The organism is Streptomyces sp. NBC_00289, assembly GCF_041435115.1.
GTDB lineage: Bacteria > Actinomycetota > Actinomycetes > Streptomycetales > Streptomycetaceae > Streptomyces.
The window spans coordinates 1,115,099-1,130,467 of sequence record NZ_CP108046.1 but is presented as its reverse complement, the minus strand read 5'-3'; the positions used below and the strand labels follow the sequence as shown (position 1 = coordinate 1,130,467).

16 protein-coding genes are annotated in these 15,369 nt (G+C 68.4%); 10 read left to right on the top strand and 6 right to left on the bottom strand.

All coding sequences use genetic code 11. The features are described from left to right. Positions 1-155 precede the first annotated feature (155 nt). Positions 156-1,142, top strand: a complete 987-nt coding sequence (locus tag OG985_RS05835) for a helix-turn-helix domain-containing protein (protein WP_371667130.1) — start codon at positions 156-158, stop codon at positions 1,140-1,142. 121 nt (positions 1,143-1,263) lie between these two features. Here the strand turns inward: OG985_RS05835 and OG985_RS05830 are convergent, their stop codons facing one another. From OG985_RS05830 to OG985_RS05820, 3 genes are all read right to left on the bottom strand, one after another. Continuing rightward, positions 1,264-1,944 (bottom strand): 2-phosphosulfolactate phosphatase, encoded by a 681-nt coding sequence (locus OG985_RS05830; RefSeq protein ID WP_371674269.1) that lies wholly within the window; start codon positions 1,942-1,944, stop codon positions 1,264-1,266. An 82-nt stretch (positions 1,945-2,026) separates the two neighbouring features. Then, complete coding sequence (locus tag OG985_RS05825) at positions 2,027-3,349, bottom strand: MFS transporter (protein WP_371667129.1); 1,323 nt, start codon at positions 3,347-3,349, stop codon at positions 2,027-2,029. A gap of 658 nt (positions 3,350-4,007) precedes the next feature. Beyond that, the gene (locus tag OG985_RS05820) at positions 4,008-4,640 is read right to left on the bottom strand and encodes a TetR/AcrR family transcriptional regulator (protein WP_371667128.1); all 633 of its coding nucleotides are present in this window, start codon (positions 4,638-4,640) and stop codon (positions 4,008-4,010) included. 95 nt (positions 4,641-4,735) lie between these two features. Here OG985_RS05820 and OG985_RS05815 point away from each other — a divergent pair, with 95 nt between their 5' ends. The 3 genes from OG985_RS05815 to OG985_RS05805 all read left to right on the top strand — a co-directional run bounded on the left by OG985_RS05815 (position 4,736) and on the right by OG985_RS05805 (position 6,960). Beyond that, positions 4,736-5,431, top strand: coding sequence for an alpha/beta fold hydrolase (locus tag OG985_RS05815; RefSeq protein WP_371667127.1), 696 nt, complete (start codon positions 4,736-4,738; stop codon positions 5,429-5,431). 105 nt (positions 5,432-5,536) lie between these two features. After that, positions 5,537-5,911 carry a hypothetical protein gene (locus OG985_RS05810; RefSeq protein WP_371667126.1) on the top strand — a complete coding sequence of 125 codons (375 nt, stop codon included), beginning with the start codon at positions 5,537-5,539 and terminating at the stop codon, positions 5,909-5,911. A 344-nt stretch (positions 5,912-6,255) separates the two neighbouring features. Further along, a complete protein-coding gene (locus tag OG985_RS05805) occupies positions 6,256-6,960 on the top strand; it encodes a VanZ family protein (RefSeq protein WP_371667125.1) in 705 nt (234 codons plus the stop codon). Between the two features lie 90 nt (positions 6,961-7,050). On the opposite strand, the gene OG985_RS05800 is transcribed toward OG985_RS05805, so the two are convergent. Then, positions 7,051-8,226: an IS630 family transposase gene (locus OG985_RS05800; RefSeq protein WP_371666640.1), complete on the bottom strand. Its 1,176-nt coding sequence runs from the start codon at positions 8,224-8,226 to the stop codon at positions 7,051-7,053. A 78-nt stretch (positions 8,227-8,304) separates the two neighbouring features. Here OG985_RS05800 and OG985_RS05795 point away from each other — a divergent pair, with 78 nt between their 5' ends. From OG985_RS05795 to OG985_RS05780, 4 genes are all read left to right on the top strand, one after another. Beyond that, positions 8,305-8,631 (top strand): hypothetical protein, encoded by a 327-nt coding sequence (locus tag OG985_RS05795; RefSeq protein ID WP_371666639.1) that lies wholly within the window; start codon positions 8,305-8,307, stop codon positions 8,629-8,631. 73 nt (positions 8,632-8,704) lie between these two features. Beyond that, positions 8,705-9,421 carry a response regulator transcription factor gene (locus OG985_RS05790; RefSeq protein ID WP_371667124.1) on the top strand — a complete coding sequence of 239 codons (717 nt, stop codon included), beginning with the start codon at positions 8,705-8,707 and terminating at the stop codon, positions 9,419-9,421. Next, complete coding sequence (locus OG985_RS05785) at positions 9,414-10,493, top strand: sensor histidine kinase (protein WP_371667123.1); 1,080 nt, start codon at positions 9,414-9,416, stop codon at positions 10,491-10,493. The genes OG985_RS05790 and OG985_RS05785 overlap by 8 nt, the downstream gene beginning before the upstream one ends. Before the next feature lie 705 nt (positions 10,494-11,198). Continuing rightward, on the top strand, positions 11,199-11,627 hold the full coding sequence (locus OG985_RS05780) for a VOC family protein (RefSeq protein WP_371667122.1): 429 nt from the start codon (positions 11,199-11,201) through the stop codon (positions 11,625-11,627). A 282-nt stretch (positions 11,628-11,909) separates the two neighbouring features. On the opposite strand, the gene OG985_RS05775 is transcribed toward OG985_RS05780, so the two are convergent. Continuing rightward, positions 11,910-13,112, bottom strand: a complete 1,203-nt coding sequence (locus tag OG985_RS05775; protein WP_371667121.1) for a cytochrome P450 — start codon at positions 13,110-13,112, stop codon at positions 11,910-11,912. Between the two features lie 418 nt (positions 13,113-13,530). On the opposite strand from OG985_RS05775, the gene OG985_RS05770 reads away from it, so the two are divergent. Together OG985_RS05770 and OG985_RS05765 are read left to right on the top strand one after the other, a co-directional pair. Then, positions 13,531-13,974, top strand: a complete 444-nt coding sequence (locus OG985_RS05770; protein ID WP_371667120.1) for an RICIN domain-containing protein — start codon at positions 13,531-13,533, stop codon at positions 13,972-13,974. A 217-nt stretch (positions 13,975-14,191) separates the two neighbouring features. Next, positions 14,192-14,386: a hypothetical protein gene (locus tag OG985_RS05765; RefSeq protein WP_371667119.1), complete on the top strand. Its 195-nt coding sequence runs from the start codon at positions 14,192-14,194 to the stop codon at positions 14,384-14,386. Positions 14,387-14,602: 216 nt separating this feature from the next. Here OG985_RS05765 and OG985_RS05760 read toward each other — a convergent pair whose 3' ends face one another. Next, positions 14,603-15,340 carry a spermidine synthase gene (locus OG985_RS05760; protein WP_371667118.1) on the bottom strand — a complete coding sequence of 246 codons (738 nt, stop codon included), beginning with the start codon at positions 15,338-15,340 and terminating at the stop codon, positions 14,603-14,605. Between the last annotated feature and the right edge of the window lie 29 nt (positions 15,341-15,369).

Here is a 15,369-nt window from a genome sequence, read left to right as displayed (position 1 = left end):
GGCCGATCTGGCAGTGCAGCTACCGGGCGGGTGATGACGGCCACCCAGCTTTTCGGAGAGCTGTCCTGGCCGCCCTGTCGCCGGAACTGACATGATCTTCATAGGGACGGATGCGGGTGGGAGCGTCTGATAGGGCATGGGGGAGTGGGACGCAAATGATCGGGACCGTGTTCCAAAGCGAGGACGTGCCGACGGCAGACCGGTTCGACTACTGGCGGGAACTGATCAGCCGGACTCGCTCGACCGACTTCATCAGCCCCTACTCGGCCCAGTTCTGGGGGGAGCTACAGCTGCTGGAGCTGGGGCCGGCGACGGTGATGCAGGCGTCGTTCCTGCCGACGCGTTTCCGGCGGAGCCCGAAAATGGTGCGGCAGTCTGACCCCGGGCTGTATCACCTGACGCTGCTGCTCGACGGAGAGATGGCTCTCGAACACGCCAGCCGGACCAACACGTTCCGCACGTATGACCTACATCTGGCCGACAGCTCACAACCGTGGGACCTGCGGTCCCTGGACAACCAGGAGTCCCGCGTCTTCAAGGGCGTGGGCGTGGACTTCCCCAAGGCGCTGCTGCCTCTGCCACCACACCGGGTCCGCGAGGTACTGGGCCGGGGACTGTCGGGACGAGAGGGCGTCGGGGCGCTGCTGACGGAGTTCCTCGTCGGCCTGGTCCGACAGGCGGAAACCCTCCAACCCTGCGATGCACCACGCCTGGGCACGGTCGCACTCGACCTGATCTCGGCCTGGCTCGCCCAGACACTGGACGCGGAAGCCGCCCTGCCGCAGGAGACCCGTCAGCGAGCCACGGCGCGGCGCATCCATGCGTTCATCCGTCAGAACCTGCATGACCCTGAGCTGACCCCACCTGCGATCGCCGCCGCGCTTCACATATCCCTCAGCTATCTGCACCGTATTTTTCAGCAGCAGTCGCCAGGCGAAACGGTCGCCGCAGGGATCCGCAACCTGCGGCTGGAGGGTGCCCACCGCGACTTGACGGACCCCTCGATGCGCACCACACCCATCCATGTCATCGCTGGTCGCTGGGGATTCGCTCGAGCCTCCGACTTCACCCGCGCCTTCCGCGTCGCCTACGGCCATTCCCCCAGAGAACACCGCCTCCAGGCAGCGTCTGAGCGGGAGTAGAGGCTCAGCCCAGCTGCGGGAAGGGCCGAGGGTGTCCGGGAGTTGCCGCCTCGCGTCCTCAGCAGTCAGCCGGCGGGCGAAGGCGCCCTCTGTCTCACTTCTCCCCGGTCACATGCAAACGCTACGAGCCGAGCCGCTGCGGACGGACGACCATGAGCGAACCTTCCAAGGTCGCCAGCATGGCAAAGGGGAACCGGTCGACCTCAAGGCAGAGGGCAACGTCATCAGAGTGGACTCCTTCACGCACACCCTCCGCCAACTCGGCGGCGGCATGTGACTCGGCAGCCCGGCGGACGAACTCAGCAGCATTCGTCCCGGCCTCCGTGGCCCTTCTAGCGATGTACTGAGCACACGCCAGATCTTCATCGGCCTGCCCGTCTTCGCCGGTGACCACGAACGTGACACTGTCACTCCTGCGCGTCCGCAAGAGCCGAGCCGTTGCCTCCGCCACCACGAAGCTGGCGCACAGCACCAGCGAGGCCTCCTTGACCGCGAGGGCGCCGACCGTCCCTGCGGTGGTCTTCTGTACGACGGTCTGTCCGCCAAGGTCCACAGACCGCAGCAGTCCAGGCGAGTTGACCAGTTCGAACCCGGGCGCGGGGGGACCGTCTTTGAGTGCCACCCAGTCCGGGTTGCGAGCCTTGAGCGCCAGGGCTTCGTCCAGCGACTCAGCGAGAACGATCTTTTCCGCCCCCTGGGCAAAGGCCCAGGCAGCCACGGTGAAAGCACGCATAACGTCGACCACGACCGCCACGGACGGCGCTTCGACCAGATCACCGATGCCAAGGAAACAAGCGTCCATTCCGATCATGATCGCGTACGCCCGACCCTAGGTAGCCGCAGAGTGATCCACATCACCGTCTCATGAATTGGTTGCCGTGTACTCACGCGCGGGGGAGGCGCGGACTGGCCTTCGGCGGTGTGTCCTGCGTGGCCGGAAGCGTCTTTCCAAGCCCCGCCAGCGGAGACAGAGCCATCACCATGGGGGACAGCATCATGCCTGCGGCCGTGGCCAAGAGGCTGGTGCGCGGCCCCCATTCCTGCGCGAGCAATCCGCCGAGCAGGGAGCCGAGTGGGGACATTCCCATGCCGACAAACGTGATCGTCGCGGCCACGCGGCCTTGCATCCCGTCTGGGGTGACGGTCTGCCGGACGGCCATGATCATGACGTTCACCAACTGGCCGCCGACCCCGAACACTAAGTTGACCGCAAGGAGCGCGAGAACGGTCACCGCAGAGGAGCCGTGCAATGCGGGTACACACAGAAACGCCCCATCGCCCACTGCCGCCGCGGCCACGAGCACCGGGCCGTACCCGAACCGGTTCGGCAGGCGGGCGGCCAGCATGGAACCCAGGAGCGCGCCCGGTCCCGTCGCCGCGAGTGCCAGCCCGACGGCGGTGGCGGACAGGTGCAGTTCCCGCGGCAGGAAGAGCAGGTAGCCGGTCATCACGGCGGCGAAGGAGAACTGGAAGGCGGCCGAGGCCAGGCACACGGTCCGCAGCGAGGTATCGCTGACGACGAAGCGGAGACCCTCGTGGATCCGCTGCCAGACCCGAGGGCGAGGTTCCAGACGTTCCGGAGTCGATTCGACCCGACGGATGCCTCGGATGGACAGGAACGACAGCGCGAAGAACAGCGCGCCGGAGGCAGCAGCGATCGGGGCCGACAGCAGGGACACCAACGCTCCGCCGAGGGCGGGACCGCCGATCTGAGCCGCGGAACGGCTGCTCTCGAGGGCGCTGTTGCCCCGTACCAGCTGATCCCGTCGCACCAGCCGTACGAGTGACGCCTGGTAGGCCACGTCGAAGAACACGGACAGGGCCCCGACGGCGAAGGCGGCCACGAGAAGCGCGGGCAGGTCGAGCCAGCCGAAGAGCCCGGCCACGGCGGCGGCACCCAGGACCAGGGTCCGGCCGGCGTCCGTCAGCACCATGACTGTGCGGGTCCGCCAGCCGTCCACCCACGCGCCGACGAAGAGCGAGAGCAACAGGACCGGGGCCTGGCCTACGGCGCGCAGTAGGCCCAGGTCGTCGGCACTGGAGTCGAGTGTCAGGACGGCGAAGAGCGGAAGAACCACCAGGCTTGCGTGTTCCCCGAGTTGGGAGACGCTCTGCCCCACCCAGAGTCTGCGGAAGTCGCCGTCCCGCCACAGGCTTGACGGAACAGGGCGACCGGAATCGGATACGGGGCAGGAGGCGGACGGCATCAGGGTTCCTTGGGTTGCCGACAACGAGGCCGGCTACCGGGCACACGACATGTGCGCCGACGGTTCAGGCAGGAGAAGGCTCGCTGTGCCGCAACATCAAGGGCAGCACGCGATGACAGGCCGATCACGGCCTACAACGTCAACGCGCGCTCGGACGACCGACCATGTCTTCGCTCCTCGTGGATCACTCGCTGCCCCCGAACGTTAGCCGCCGGTGGCTCAACCCGAAAGGCAATTCGGGCCCGGGCTTCAGCAGCACAGAACGCCGCCGGCTGATCTTCCCCGGCTGGTGGGAGGCGATGCCGCCTCGTCCCGCACGCGGGAGTCGAAACGTCGCCACCCGCTATTGCGGTGCGATGACCTTGAGCCAGGCTCGGTGAGAGGCCTCGCCCGTCGTCGGTGACGAAGCCGCCCGGTGTCCCCGCGGATCGCGGCGCGCGCCGGCCCGCGTGTCACGGTCACCGCGGGATTGGTGCTGATCGCGGTTGGCTCGGCCGCCCTTGTCCCGTGAGGTTGGCGGCTTGCCCCGTGACGAGGCCGGGCACCAGATACCGATTGGCGCCACCTCGGCCGCCGGGGGCGGTGTGAGAACGCTTGGCCCCCGCATGCCAGCCGCGCGTCGAGCCTGCGACCTGGGCGATCGGTAGACGACGCAGCACTACGTGTCCGACGCCGTGTCGGTGCTGGTAGTGCCGCTGCCTGCGCGCTCCTCGGAGCGGTGGGCGGTTGAGCTGTCGCCGCTGGACAGTTGCTCGACTGTGGTGACGAAGTCACGGAAGGCCCGGTCGGTGCGGGTGGTGTCGCCGGTGGCGTCGAGGTCCATGATGAGGCCGCGGATGACAGCGAGGACGAGCGTCGCGAGCTCCGGTCGGCCGATGCTGCGCAGGCCGTCCTCGAGCGGCCCGAGCCAGTCGGTCGTCGCCGTGCGCCGGAAGTCGGGCCACAGCTGCTGCACTGCGCTCTCGCGCAGTTGACCGAACATCCGCAGGTACGGCTGCCCGTCCGGGCCGGTGATGGAGGTCCAGGCGCGGTTGAGGGTCGCGGTGTAGGGCTCGTCGGGTCGCGCCCGCAGGAGGTCCCCGAATGCGTCGAGTTGACGTTGTCGCGCGTGCCCGAGAACGGCCCGCAGCAGGGCGTCACGGGTGCCGAAGTGATAGATCAGCATGCGGGCCGAGGTGCCGGTGGCGGTGGCCAGCGGCTCGAGCCGGTCGGGGAGACCGTGCGCGAGGGCGTGATCGGCGCAGGCGTCCAGCAGCCTGTCCTTGATGTGCGGTTGCGGTCGTCTGCCCACGCCCCGAATTTTTCACGTAACGACTACTACGTCTACCGTTGATCGAAAGGTGCTCACAGCAGACGTGGTTGCTCACAGCAGACGTGGAGGCAGCGATGAGGGTCGTGTTCGTGCATGGGGCGTGCGTACGGGACGGGTCGTGGTGGTGGCACCGCACCGCCGAGCTGCTGCGGGAGCGAGGTGTGCCGAGCGTGGCTCCGGCGCTGCCGAGCTGCGGCGAGGCGGGCCTGCCCGCAGGCGCAGACGGTCCGGGGTTGTCCGAGGACGTTGCCGCGGTGCGGCAGGTCCTGGAGGACGGGGATGAGCCGACCGTTGTGGTCGCCCACAGCTACGGCGGCATCATCACCGCGGAAGCCGCCGCGGGAATCGGGTCGGTACGCCACCTGCTGCTGATCTCAAGCTACCTGCCCGAGGTCGGGCAGAGCCTGTCGGAGTTCGGGGACGGCAGCCCCGCCCCCTTCCTCGACGTCGACCCAGACACCGGCACCTTCGAGGTCCGCGCAGAGCTCCTCGTCGACACGTTCCTGCAGGACTGCGACCCCACGGTCCAGGTGCGGGCGGCGGACCACCTCGCCCGGCAGAGCGTGCAGGTGACCGGGCAGGTGGTCGGGGCGGCCGCATGGCAGCAGGTGCCCTCGACGTACCTCGTCTGCGCCCAGGACCGCGGCACCCCGCCGCGCCTGCAGCACGAGTTCGCCCGCCGGGCCGGCAGCGTCGTCGAACTCGACACCGGCCATCACCCGTTCCTGTCCCGGCCCGCCGCGGTCAGGGACCTGCTGCTGAGCTTGTGACGGCAGGGTGCGGACGAGCCGAGCCGGGCTGCCGACCCGAGGAGCAGGAGGCCGTAGCGGAGAGGGTGCGTCTACGCCGACCACTTCCCCGACCACACCATCGCCGTGTGCTGCTTCGACAACGCCGACGCGCAACGCGCCAAGCCCTTGCTGATGTGGTACTCGCCCCTCGACCCCGACCGACTGACAGTGCCGGCCCTGGACAGCCACACCGGAACTGCGCCGGACCTCGACGCCGCCGTGCCCGTCGACCACTGGGTCCTGCTCGCCACCGACCGGGCCCCCTCAGACTGGGGCGCACCCGTCACGTATCCCGGGGACATGCGCCATAGCCTGCGCGCTTTCCTCCCCGCCGCCGTCGCGGGCCGGCACTACGGACCCGAGCAGAAGCTGCCCAACGGAGACTTCACCATCAGCCACCGCGACCTGCTCACCGGCGACCTCGACCGCATCGAGCGCCTGCGGCCAACCCGCCGCTGAAGGAGCGGGACGGGCGAGAGGTCGCACGTGAGCCGAACCCGACAGCAGCCCCCATCAGGTCCACTAGTGCGGTCAACGCGCCATGCGGACCCTCCCGTTCGCGCATTTTCCAGGTACGGAGCCGGCTCACGTTCTCCAGAAGTGAGCGACGTGCCGTAAATGATCTACGGGTGTTGTCGGCACGCTCATGTGCCGGGTAGGTCGGCGATGCCGCGGTCTGTTAAGCGGTGGGACCATCTCGCCGTCGGCTTGCGCCAGTTCCTTGATGGCAGGGACTTCGGGTATGGCGGGCGTATTGAAAATCGCATACGCCGCCGCAACGGCCCTCCGTCTCCAATGAGGGCATGAGCCACGACGCATCCATGTCAGCACCGCCCCGCCGCACGCGCGGGATCCTGCTTCTCAGCCTGGTGATCCTCGGCATGGCGAGCGCCGTGCTCGTCGTACGGCGGCCGTTCATGATGTCCGCTCCGATGTGCATGGCCGGGCGGTGGCACGGCTGCTACGACACGTTCAACGGAGTGGTGCTCATGACATTGGTCGCGCTGCCGGTGGCGGTGCTGGTGGCGTGGGTTCTGGCGCGCTGTCGGCGTGCCGCCGGCGACACATCGGCGTGGCGGATGTCGCTGGCCGAGGTGGGGATGGTCCACGGAACGGTGCCGTTCGTGTGGATGACCATGATGCCGGGTGCCGGGGCCGGCACCGTGCCCGCCCGGGTGAGCCTGGTACCGCTGCGGGACCTGGTCACGATGGGGCCGCCCGGAATCGTCGGTAACCTGCTGGTCTTCGCGGCCCTGGGATTCTTCGCACCGATGCGGTTCTCGGCGCTGGCGTCCGTGCCGCGGATCCTGGCCCTTGGGGCGGGCTGCTCGGTCCTGGTCGAAACCGCACAGTACGTCCTGCGGCTGGACCGGGTGTCCTCCGTGGACGACGTACTGGTCAACGCCGCCGGCGCCGTGCTGGCCGCGCTGGCGTCGCGCCCCTGGCGGCGTACGACGGCCGAAGTGCCGTCGGACCAGCCTCGCCCGGCGCCGGCGCGGGCAGGGTGAGTCGCGTGTCCGGTGTGCACACGTCTTTGCATACGTCGGCGATATGGTGCCCTGCTTAGTGGTCTGAGTCGTAAGTCCTTCGGGGGTTGATCATGTTTCCGGCGTCGCGGAGGATTCTTCTGGGTGATCGGCGGTGTGCCGGTCGAGCCTGGCCAGCAGATCGTCCAGGTCGGAGGTGGTGCACCTCCATTGGAACGGCTGTGCCGTGGCGTTGTAGCGGTCTTCGAAGGCTCGGAGCCGGTTCTCGACCTCGTTGAGGTCGGTGAAGTCGTTGGGCGAGACGACCTTGCGCTGCACGACGGAGAAGTAGATCTCCACCTGGTTTAACCAGGAGGCGTGGACCGGGGTGTGGACGAGGACCGCGTTCGGGTGGGCGGCGGTGAGCCGGCCGGCGGCCTTCTTGCCGCGGTGGGAGGAGCCGTTGTCCACGACCCAGAACACGCGTTTCGCGCTGGCGTAGGGCTCTTGGGTCATGACCTGGTCGACCAGGGCCATGAACGGGGCGATGCCGGTTCTCGGCTCGCAGCGGCCGAAGATCTTCGCGTGGTGGACGTCGTAGGCGGCCAGGTAGGCCAGCGCTCCACCGCGTCCGTAGGTGTGGTTCACCCGCATCGCCCTGGCCTGCCCAGGGGCCAGGGTGGGGTGGCAGCGGCAGCGGGCCTGGACGGAGGTCTTCTCATCCGCACTGATCACGTACTCGTCCGCGCCGAGCGCTTCGCCGTTCCAGATGCGGGCATAGAGGTCGAGCACGCGCTCGGCCCTGGAGCGGAAGGCGGGGTCGGTGATGAAGATCCAGGACTGGTACTGCCAGGGCTTGAGCGCGTCCTGCTTGAGCCAACGCCGCACGGTGGAGGCGGAGATCGCGCCGGCGATGGCGCGGGCGACGACCTCGCGGGCCAGCTCCGGGGCCGACCAGCGCGACAGCGGCATCCCGCTCTCGGCGGGCAGCTGACAGGCCAGGGCCTTGACCTGGGCGGCCTGCAGCGGCGTGAAGGAGGCCGGACGGCCGGAGCGCTTGCGGTCGGACAGGGCGGGCAGCCGGTGCCCGGCAAATCGGCCGCGCCAGGTGCGGACGGTGTCCAGGTGCAGCCTGGTCTCCCGGGCGATGCGGGCGTTGGAGCGGTTCCGGGCCGCGTGCAGGACGACCTGGGCGCGCTGGCGGTGCCGGTGCTCGGTTTTGTGACCGTAGGCCATGGTCTTGAGCCGCTTGCGCTCGGAGGCGGTCAGAGTGATCGGGCAGGCGGAGGCAACGGGCAAGGCAGACATGCCGATCACGAGAAGTGGATCAGGACAGGCCGCATCCTGCCGCATCCCGGTCCCCGGCCCTGCGGCAGGATGTCCGCTGTGCCAACGCCCTCGGAACATACCCGGCTCCAGCTTGAGCTGTACCTGAATATGCGCGCCCAGGCCGCCTGGCCGCAGCTGGCCGGCCTCCACGTCCGCCACCGGGGCCAGTTCGCCTACGTGGAAGGCGAACTGGCCGACGGCGAGTGCATCAAGCTGATGCGCCTGCGCTACCACGGCACCGCGAGCCGCTGGGGCTTCGCCCCGCACGACCCGGCCAGCGACCGCTACCAGGACGCCCTCCTGCCCACCGGCAGCGCAAGCGGCACCCCCGAGGACGCCCTCGACACCGCCTGCCACCTCCACCTCACCGCCCTCGACACCTGACCGCGCACACCCACAACCAGCTCCGAAGTCAACCCCCGAAGGACTTACGACTCAGACCACTTAGGCTGGGGACATGCGCGTACTGATCGTGGAGGACGAGCCCTACCTGGCCGAGGCCGTCCGTGACGGTCTGCGGCTGGAGGCGATCGCCGCCGACATCGCCGGCGACGGCGACTCTGCCCTGGAACTGCTCGGCGTCAACTCCTACGACCTCGCGGTCCTCGACCGCGACATCCCCGGCCCCTCCGGCGACGAGGTCGCCCGGCACATCGTCGCCTCCGGCAGCGGCATCCCGATCCTCATGCTCACCGCAGCCGACCGGATCGACGACAAGGCTTCCGGGTTCGGGCTCGGCGCCGACGACTACCTCACCAAACCGTTCGAGCTGCGGGAGCTGGTCCTGCGGCTGAGGGCGCTCGACCGCAGACGCGCGTATGCGCGGCCTCCGGTCCGCGAGATCGCGGGCCTGAGGCTCGACCCCTTCCGCCGCGAGGTCTTCCGAGACGGACGCTACGTCGCCCTCACCCGCAAACAGTTCGCCGTGCTGGAGGTTCTCGTCGCCTCCGAGGGCGGGGTCGTCAGCGCCGAAGAACTGCTGGAGCGGGCCTGGGACGAGAACGCCGACCCCCTCACCAACGCCGTGCGCATCACCGTCTCCGCGCTGCGCAAACGGCTCGGCGAACCATGGGTCATCGCCACGGTGTCCGGCGTCGGCTACCGGATCGACACCGGTATGGGCGCCATCGCCCACGGCAAGGACACCACCGATCCCGGCAGTACGCATGCGTAGGCGCCCAGGCTTCAGCGCCCGACTGAAACTCACCCTCAGCTATGTCGGATTCCTCGCCCTCGCCGGCGCGCTCCTGCTGAGCGTGGTCTGGGTGTTCCTGCTGCGCTACGTACCCGACAACTCCCAAGGTCTTCTCGGGGTCTCACCCAACCGCTACCTCCTTCTCCACACCTTCGTCCCCGCCGCGGCCGTGGCGATGCTCTTCCTGCTCCTGTTCGGCCTCCTGGGGGGATGGATCCTCGCCGGCCGGATGCTCGCGCCCCTCACACAGATCGCGGATGCGGCACGGACGGCGGGGAACGGGTCGCTGTCCCACCGGATCCACATGAAGGGGCGGCAGGACGAATTCCGTGAACTCTCCGATGCGTTCGACTCGATGCTCGACCAACTCGAGTCCCACGTCGCCGAGCAGCAGAGGTTCGCCGCGAACGCCTCGCACGAACTGCGCACCCCGCTGGCGATCTCGCGGACGCTCCTCGATGTCGCCCGTAAGGATCCCACGCGGGACCGGGGCGAACTCATCGAACGCCTGCACGCCGTCAATACGCGGGCGATCGGCCTCACCGAGGCACTCCTGCTGCTCAGCCGTGGTGACCGCGGAAACTTCACCCGGGAGAGCGTCGACCTCTCCCTCATTGCCGAAGAGGCCGCCGAAACGCTGCTTCCCCTCGCCGAACAACGCCGGATCACGCTCGACGTCACCGGCGGGGCAGCCCGGGCCGGCGGCTCCGCGGAGCTCCTGCTGCGGATGGTGACGAACCTCGTCCAGAACGCCATCGTCCACAATCTCCCCACCGGCGGCACCGTGACGGTCCACACCGAGACGTACGGCGACACGAGCGTGCTGCGGGTCGAGAACACGGGCCGTCGACTCGCACCGGAACTGGTACCAACCCTCACCGAACCCTTCCAGCGCGCAACGGAACGCGTACGGACCGACGAACACGCCGGAGTCGGCCTCGGCCTGGCCATCGTGCACAGCATCGTCCGCGCCCACGACGGGATCCTCGACCTCGTCCCCCGCCCCGCAGGCGGTCTCCTCGTCACCGTCCGGCTCCCCGGCACGCCGTAGGCGTCGTCCCTGACCGGGGTCCCACCAGATCGTTGCTGCCGGGAAGTTCGGCGCAGGCCAAGGTGACCCGTGGCAGCGATTGGTCAGCGGAGCTTCGAGGGGAACACTCTCCGGTGAAAGGCCACGCCGGCCCCCGCCCGGAGTCGGCAGACGCAGCCCTCCCCGCTGCCGATCTCACCAGGTACGTCAGGCGCGTTCACTGGAAGGCAACCGTTCAGGCGCGGCAAGCAGCGAGCGGCGCGCGATCCCTTCGGCACCGAACTCGCACAGGAGAGTGGCCCGCCTGCTCGGTCGCGGCAGGGAGGGCAGACACGGTATCCGTCTCCTCCGGTGACATGGTGGTCGGCACCCGTACAGCGCCTTCGTGTGGTCCGGATCCGCGCGAAAGCACTGGACGGGTTGCCGCCTGGGCCCTGCAATGATCTTCCAAGGCCGTAGGCGACAGCCGGCACAGCGAATCCCGCCAGGACCGTAGCGGTGTACGCATGGTTGGGCAGCGCCTGCCCTCGTCGGGAAGCGCGGCGAGGGCCGTGGCCTTGGCCGTGGTTCGGCCCGAAACGGCAGGCAACACTTTGGAGGCGTCGACATCGGTTCACACTCCTGCGACCGCACGACACGGCAACGGCCAGCAGGGGGCCGTCCAGTCGACAACAAGCAGATCCACCTGGGGAATTGAGCGACGAAGCCCCCTGGTATGGTGCGCCGATGTCATCGGTCAAGCAGTTCCAAGTCACCTTCGACTGTGCAGATCCTGAGCGGGTCGCTCGCTTCTGGTGTGAGGTGTTGGGGTACGTCGTACCCTCGCCGCCGAAGGGGTTCGCCACTTGGGACGATTTCAACCGCTCCCAGTCTCCGGAGGATCAGGGTTCATGGTTCGCCTGCAGTGATCCCTCAGGTGTGGGCCCGCGTCTGTACTTTCAGCGCGTCCCCGAAGGCAAGGTCGCCAAGAATCGGCTGCATCTCGATGTGCGGGTCGGCACCGGACTCGTGGGGGAAGAGCGCCTCGCCACACTCGAAGCCGAATGCGTACGACTGGTCGCGCTCGGCGCGGTACGCGTCCAACTCCTTTATGACGGCACCGATTCGTGCATCGTGATGCGGGACATCGAGGGCAACGAGTTCTGTCTCGACTGAGCAGCTATGGGCGGCCTGGCCACCCTTCCCTCGGGAGCGACCCGAGCCACAGGCCTCGTTGCGTGACAACGCACCTCACGACGCCTGTTTCGGCGTGGTCGGGTGGACCGCAGCCTGTCCTTCAAGACGGGGAGGAGTCACGTACCCGATGGCACGCTCGAACTCCTCGAACCGCTTGGCCGCAGTAGGGCGGAACACCTCCGCCGCACGGCCGCAAGGCAGACATGTACGTCGGAGGTGCATCAGACATTCGGGCAAGCGCACGATTCAGTTCTGCGGTGATCAGTAACGTACGGGAAGACTGAGCAGACCGTGGGCGCGCATGGACGGCCGCCACCGCGGTCCGTCCGGTGGGAGGTCGAGCGCCAGCCCAGGGAAGCGGTCCAGGAGCGCGGCGAGGGCGATCTCGGTCTCCATACGGGCCAGGGGTGCGCCGAGGCAGTAGTGGATGCCGTGGCCGAGGGCGAGGTGGGCGGTGGCGTCGCGGCCGATGTCGAGACGGTCGGGTTCGGAGAAGCGGCGGGGGTCGCGGTGGGCGGCGGCCAAGGACAGCAGGACGGTTTCTCCAGCCGGAATGCTGACACCGCCGATGGTGACGTCTTCGGTGGGGAAGCGGCGGATGGCCAGGGGTGCGGGACCGTCGTAGCGGGCCAGCTCTTCGACGGCGGGGCCCAGTCGGCCCGGGTCGGTGCGGAGTTCGGCCAGCTGGTCGGGATGGCTGAGCAGGGCCAGGGCGGCGTTGCCGATGAGGTGGACGGTGTTTTCGTACCCGGCGAACAGAATCAGGAAGGCCAGGGACATGAGTTCGTCCTCGGTCAGCCGGTCTGCGTCGTCGCGTACGGCGATCAGGGCAGACAGCAGATCATCGGTGGGGGCGGCCCGCTTGGCGGCGAGGAGCTCGGTGAAGAAGGCGAGCATGGCCCGGACGGCTTCCTTCGCCTTCTCGGGCCGGGCCGCGTCGGGGGCCACCAGGGCGTCGGTCCAGGACCGGAAGTCCTGCTGCCCGTCCATCGGCACGCCCAGCAGATCGCAGATCACGGTGATCGGTAGCGGCGCGGCGTACGAGGAGATGAGGTCGCAGCGGCCGAGCGGCGCGAAGGCGTCGAGCAGCGCGTCGGCGGTCTTCCTGATGGGTTCCCGCAGGAGTTCGACACGACGCGGTGTGAACGCCTTGGAGACCAGGCGCCGGATGCGGGTGTGGTCAGGCGGGTCCATGTTGAGGAGGTTCGCGTCCAGTGCCGGCGGCAGCGCGAGTCCTCGGTAGCCACCGGGTGCCGCGTTGCGTTTGTCCAGGGAGAGTCGGGGATCGGCGAATGCCTGGCGTACGTCGTCGTAGCGGGTGACCAGCCAGGCCGGAAGTCCGTCCGTCCCGGTGATCCGGTGGACAGGCCCAGCCTCGCGAAGTCGCGCGTACACGGAATAGGGGTCGGCGATCAGCTCGGCGGGATCAACCAGCGGCGAGTGTCCGGGCGTTGTGGTTGGCATGGTCTCCACCCTAGACAAACGAGTCGTCTCCTCCGTTCCGGCCCTGCCGTCGAACTCGCCTCGGCGTACGACGCGAAATCTGATGGTGAGGCGGTTTCCGGAGGGCCGGAGTCGTGTCGGCTGCTCGCGATCCCCTGACAGATGTCAGGACCGTTGGACGCGCTCACTCCCTCATCCTTACGAGGCTGCTTCGGAATTGCCGGCTGACGGCGCGTCCGAACCCGAGTCCGCTTCGCCTCGGACGCACTGATCAAGACGGCATGTCAAACTTGCCTTCGGTTAGGGGAATTTCATGCGCGTCTTCATCCGTCCGCTGGCGGTGTTGGCCGTCGCCGCAGCGTTGGTCACCGGATCGCTCACCTCAGCGACGGCGGCGCCGGCTCGCTCCAGCTCGACGGATTCGGCTTTGCTGGCTGATGTGTTCCGACTCGTCAATCGCGGTACCGGGCGCTGCCTCGACGCCTTCTGGTCCGGCGGTGGTGGCAACGGCAACTCCGTCGGACTGTGGAACTGCAACGACGGCATCACCGAGCAGTGGCGGCTCGTCGCCTCGGGCAACCCCAGCTATCCCTACGCACTCGTGAACCAGCGTCAGACGCCAGAGGGTAATCGCTGCCTCGACTACCCGGCCGAGTCCCAGGGCGTCATCGGCTGGCAGTTCAAGCTGTGGGACTGCAACCGCTCGGAGTCGCAGGATCTTGCCCTGGTCCCTCACGGTGACGCCTACAAGATCTACGTGCAGCGCGGCGGGAGCGCGCCGATGGACGCCTACGCCAGCAGTGGTGGCCTCAACGGCAACCCGGTCGGCATCTGGAACGAGACGGGCAGCCCCCTGCAGCACTGGACGTTGCAGCCGTACTGAGATGTCAGCCACCTGCCGGGTTGGCATGGGGTACCTGTCCGGAAACGTCTGATGTCCTCCTGGACCTTGGCCCACGAGGCCTTCCCCGAGAGTGGCGGTCGGCCCCACTTCGCTTGGGAGCTGTCCGGGCGGTCGCGTCACCGGTGTCCACGGGACCAGTGCCGTCGGCGTCTGGAGTGAGACGGCCGAGCTGTAGAGTCCAACCGGGGGTGATCGTGTGGCTGATCGCAGCTGGGACGACGACAGTGAGTATCGCGAGGCGGTCCAACAGGCCGACCGGGCAACGCGGTTCGGGTGGACGGCGATTGCCGGCACGACAGGGGTGCTCGGCTGCGTACTGATCGCCATGGCCGTTATGTGTGTGGTCGCAGTCGTCGCGTGCCTGTACGTCGTGGCGACGATGAATTCCTAGAACCTGTGAGGCCACTCCTGAGCCGTAGGCCCGTAGGCCGCGGGGGGGATCAGACTCGTGGTGATCAGCGGCACCCTCCGATGGCCGTGCCGACGAGGACAGCGGCCAAGTCGGCCGGCCTACCCCTGACTACGCCATGGGCACGCCGGGCCACCATCTGGAGCGGCTGGTCCGCCCTACTTGAGTGGCCGCGCCGCGTCCGGCCCAGCCGTCGTCCTACGGTGTGCCGGGTGTCTTGCTGGCCACGTAGATGGTGTTGGTCGAGGTACCGCCTTGCAGGGGGTTGTCGAAGTCGACGACTTGGGACGCTGCCTGTGCGAAGACCTCCCTGAGCGCGGAGGTGAACTGGTCGTCGGGCGGGTCGTTCGACCACAGGGCGAACACCCCGCCGGGGTGGAGGTGTTCGGCGAGGGCACGGAGCCCGGCGGGCTGGTAGAGGGCCGCGTGGCGTGGGTGGAGCACATGGCGTGGTGAGTGGTCGACGTCCAGCAGGACGGCGTGGAAGCGACGGCCCGGGGCCTCGGGATCCAGGCCTCCAGGGTCGGCCGCCAGCGCGAAGAAGTCGCCGTGCACCAGGCGACAGCGGGCGTCCGAGGTCAGCTGGGCTCCGAGGGGCACCAGGTGCCGCTGGTGCCAGTCGATGACTTCGGCGAGCGCATCGATCACGGTCAGCGAGCGCACCCGGGGGTCGTCCAGAGCCGCCTGGGCGGTGTAGCCGAGTCCGAGTCCGCCGACGACGACGTCCAGTTCGGGCTGTCCGGTGTTCGGCAGCTCGGCCAGTCCGAGTTCCGTGAGCGCGATCTCGCCGGTGGTGAAGTGACTGGACATCAGGAACTCGTCGCCGAGCTTCACCTCGTACACGGTGTCTCCCGAGACCGGGTGGCGGCGGCGCCGCAGACTGATCTCGCCGATTGGCGTCTGCTGCCAGTCGATCTCCTCGAAGCGCAGGCCCATCCGCTCACCTTTCTGACGTTCGTGGATCC

Bases quoted from the DNA above. Each gene is read 5' to 3' on its own strand.
- OG985_RS05835 (WP_371667130.1), top strand. From the start codon at position 156: ATGATCGGGACCGTGTTCCAAAGCGAGGACGTGCCGACGGCAGACCGG.
- OG985_RS05830 (WP_371674269.1), bottom strand. From the start codon at position 1,944: ATGGACGCTTGTTTCCTTGGCATCGGTGATCTGGTCGAAGCGCCGTCC.
- OG985_RS05825 (WP_371667129.1), bottom strand. From the start codon at position 3,349: ATGCCGTCCGCCTCCTGCCCCGTATCCGATTCCGGTCGCCCTGTTCCG.
- OG985_RS05815 (WP_371667127.1), top strand. From the start codon at position 4,736: ATGAGGGTCGTGTTCGTGCATGGGGCGTGCGTACGGGACGGGTCGTGG.
- OG985_RS05805 (WP_371667125.1), top strand. From the start codon at position 6,256: ATGAGCCACGACGCATCCATGTCAGCACCGCCCCGCCGCACGCGCGGG.
- OG985_RS05800 (WP_371666640.1), bottom strand. From the start codon at position 8,226: ATGTCTGCCTTGCCCGTTGCCTCCGCCTGCCCGATCACTCTGACCGCC.
- OG985_RS05790 (WP_371667124.1), top strand. From the start codon at position 8,705: ATGCGCGTACTGATCGTGGAGGACGAGCCCTACCTGGCCGAGGCCGTC.
- OG985_RS05785 (WP_371667123.1), top strand. From the start codon at position 9,414: ATGCGTAGGCGCCCAGGCTTCAGCGCCCGACTGAAACTCACCCTCAGC.
- OG985_RS05780 (WP_371667122.1), top strand. From the start codon at position 11,199: ATGTCATCGGTCAAGCAGTTCCAAGTCACCTTCGACTGTGCAGATCCT.
- OG985_RS05775 (WP_371667121.1), bottom strand. From the start codon at position 13,112: ATGCCAACCACAACGCCCGGACACTCGCCGCTGGTTGATCCCGCCGAG.
- OG985_RS05760 (WP_371667118.1), bottom strand. From the start codon at position 15,340: ATGGGCCTGCGCTTCGAGGAGATCGACTGGCAGCAGACGCCAATCGGC.